The organism is Halorubrum sp. AD140, from assembly GCF_034497445.1.
Taxonomy (GTDB): domain Archaea; phylum Halobacteriota; class Halobacteria; order Halobacteriales; family Haloferacaceae; genus Halorubrum.
Window position 1 is genome coordinate 1 of record NZ_JAXRUU010000122.1, and the last position, 2859, is coordinate 2859.

The window sequence follows — 2859 nt, forward strand, 5'->3', positions numbered from 1 at the left end:
ACCGTCCGGGTCTCCGTCCGCCCCGAGTCGATCACCGAGGTCGACGCCGCCACCCGCGACCGCTGGGTCGCCGAGACGGCCACGCGAACGCTCGAGCGGGTCGCCGCGTTCGACGACGAGGGGAACGAGTACGCGCGGATGGCCCGCGAGGAGTACGACTTCGATCCCGAGACGTACAAGGCCGCCGCGCTGGCTGCCTTAGAGGACCTCGACCAGGGCTCCGGCGACGAGCTCGCCGACGACGCCGCGGACGAGGACCCCGCCGACGGCGACGCCTCCGACGATGCCGACGCGACGGATCCGGCAGGGACGCCGGAGCCCTGACCGGCGGCGGAAACCGCTCGGTCCGCGCGCGGCTCTCGACCTGAATGCCGAAGCGATCGCGGGTCTCACGCCCGTATCCGGCGGTATTCTACTCCCCCTTCGTCACCGTCTGACAAACGCTTAAGTGACTCGCGCGAGCAGCGATCGGTGATGGGCAACAAGAACAAGACGATCTCGTTCCGCGTCAGCGAGGACGCGTTCGAGGCGCTCCGCGACATCGCCGAGGAGCGGGACATCTCGCTGTCGGCGGTGTTCCGGGACTACGTGGACACGCTCGTTGCCCACGACGGACAGGTCCGCGCGGTCCCCGAGGCGGAGCTCGAGAGCATGGCCGAGCCGGGCGAATCGTTCCCCCCGCGCGTCGAGGTGCCCAAGAGCTTCATTCGCGAACACGAGCGGCTGGAGCTGGAGGCCGACCACCTCCGCGAGCAGCTCGAAGAGCACAAGCGGTACGTCAACCACCTCCGCGAGCAGCTGGACGGCGACGAGGAGGACGTGATCCACTTAGAGGACCTCGACGACGAGCGCGGCGAGCGCGACGAACCCTCCTTCCGGCTCGGGTAGTCGCACTCCGCTGGTTGCGGCGCCTGCTCGGATCCACCCGCCGAGCCCCGAGTTCGTCTCGCCGCGGTTTCGATCCCTCGAGAAACCTTCCCGTTTGTCCGTTAACGTTCGGAGAATCCGCCGAGTCGACGAAAATATTGCCGAGGTCGTCGCGAGATGTTCAAAAATGTCCGGTTCTCTCGGAGTCTGATGGACAGTCTCTCAGTGCATCTACCGATTTCTGAGTATACTAAATTATTTACGAAAACAATATTACCCGGGCGGCGAACTACTCGGACATGCACAGGTGGGTTCGACCGTGAGCGTATTCGACAGGGCGTACGACGATCCGGTCCGCGTGCTCGACGAGGACGGCGAGGTCGTCGGCGACGTGCCCGACCTCGACGAGGGGGAACTCGTCGACATGTACCGGCACATGCGGCTCGCGCGCCACTTCGACGGCCGGGCGGTGAGCCTCCAGCGACAGGGGCGAATGGGGACGTACCCGCCGCTGTCGGGACAGGAGGGCGCCCAGATCGGCTCCGCGACGGCGCTCGACGAGGACGACTGGATAGTTCCCTCGTACCGCGAGCACGGGGCGGCCCTGGTCCGCGGCCTCCCGCTGAAACAGACCCTCCTCTACTGGATGGGCCACCAGGCCGGCAACAGGGCGCCCGCCGACGTCAACGCCTTCCCGGTGGCCGTGCCGATCGCCTCGCAGGTGCCTCACGCCACGGGGGCGGCGTGGGCGGCGAAGCTCCGCGGGACCGACGAGGTGTTCCTCTGTTACTTCGGCGACGGCGCGACCAGCGAGGGCGACTTCCACGAGGGCGTCAACTTCGCGGGCGTGTTCGACACGCCCGCGGTCTTCTTCTGTAACAACAACCAGTGGGCGATCTCCGTGCCTCGCGAGCGCCAAACGCGCAGCGAAACGCTGGCGCAGAAGGCCGAGGCGTACGGGATCGACGGGGTACAGGTCGACGGGATGGACCCCCTCGCGGTGTACAGCGTCACGAGAGCCGCCGTGGAGAAGGCGCGCGACCCGGAGCCGGACCGGCCGCGCCCGACGCTGATCGAGGCGATCCAGTACCGGTTCGGCGCGCACACGACCGCCGACGACCCCACCGTCTACCGCGACGACGACGAGGTCGAGCGCTGGAAGGCGAAGGACCCGATCCCGCGGCTGGAGGCGTACCTCCGCTCGGAGGGGGTCCTCGACGACGAGCGCGTCGCGGAGATCGGGACCGCGGTCGAGGAGCGCGTCGCCGACGCGATCGACGAGGCGGAGTCGGAGGCGCGACCGACCCCGAGCGAGCTGTTCGAACACGCGTACGCGGAGCTCCCGCACGAACTGAAGCGACAGCGGGAGGAGTTCGCGGCGTTCCGCGAGGCGCACGGCGACGAGGCGTTCTTAGAGGAGTAAATGAGCGACACACAGAATCTCACCGTCGTACAGGCGGTACGTGACGGGTTGTACAGCGAGATGCGCGAGGACGACGACGTTCTCGTGCTCGGACAGGACGTCGGGAAGAACGGCGGCGTCTTCCGGGCGACCGAGGGCCTCTTCGACGAGTTCGGCGGCGACCGCGTCGTCGACACCCCGCTGGCGGAGTCGGGCATCGTCGGCTGCGCGGTCGGCATGGCCGCGATGGGACTCCGGCCGGTCCCGGAGATCCAGTTCTCCGGGTTCATGTACCCCGGCTTCGACCAGATCGTCTCGCACATGGCGCGGTTCCGCGCCCGGAGCCGGAGCCGGTTCACCCTCCCCATGACCCTGCGCGCGCCCTACGGCGGGGGGATCCGCGCGCCGGAGCACCACTCCGAGTCGAAGGAGGCGTTCTACGCGCACGAGGCCGGCCTCAAGGTGGTCATCCCCTCGACGCCGTACGACGCGAAGGGGCTGCTCGCGGCGTCGATCCGCGACCCCGACCCGGTGGTCTTCCTCGAACCGAAGCTCATCTACCGCGCGTTCCGCGAGGAGGTCCCGCAGGA

General features: G+C 68.3%; 3 protein-coding genes and 1 pseudogene. All 4 read left to right on the forward strand.

The window, feature by feature from the left end; all coding sequences use genetic code 11:
- Positions 1 to 324 (forward strand): annotated as a pseudogene (locus tag U4E84_RS16460) (DNA-binding protein); the annotation flags it as partial.
- A 150-nt stretch (positions 325 to 474) separates the two neighbouring features.
- A complete protein-coding gene (locus U4E84_RS16465; protein WP_322533196.1) occupies positions 475 to 888 on the forward strand; it encodes a CopG family transcriptional regulator in 414 nt (137 codons plus the stop codon).
- 298 nt (positions 889 to 1186) lie between these two features.
- Positions 1187 to 2290: a pyruvate dehydrogenase (acetyl-transferring) E1 component subunit alpha gene (pdhA, locus tag U4E84_RS16470; protein ID WP_322533197.1), complete on the forward strand. Its 1104-nt coding sequence runs from the start codon at positions 1187 to 1189 to the stop codon at positions 2288 to 2290.
- Positions 2291 to 2859 (forward strand): alpha-ketoacid dehydrogenase subunit beta (locus U4E84_RS16475; protein WP_369698431.1); only part of this gene is annotated, 569 nt, incomplete at its 3' end.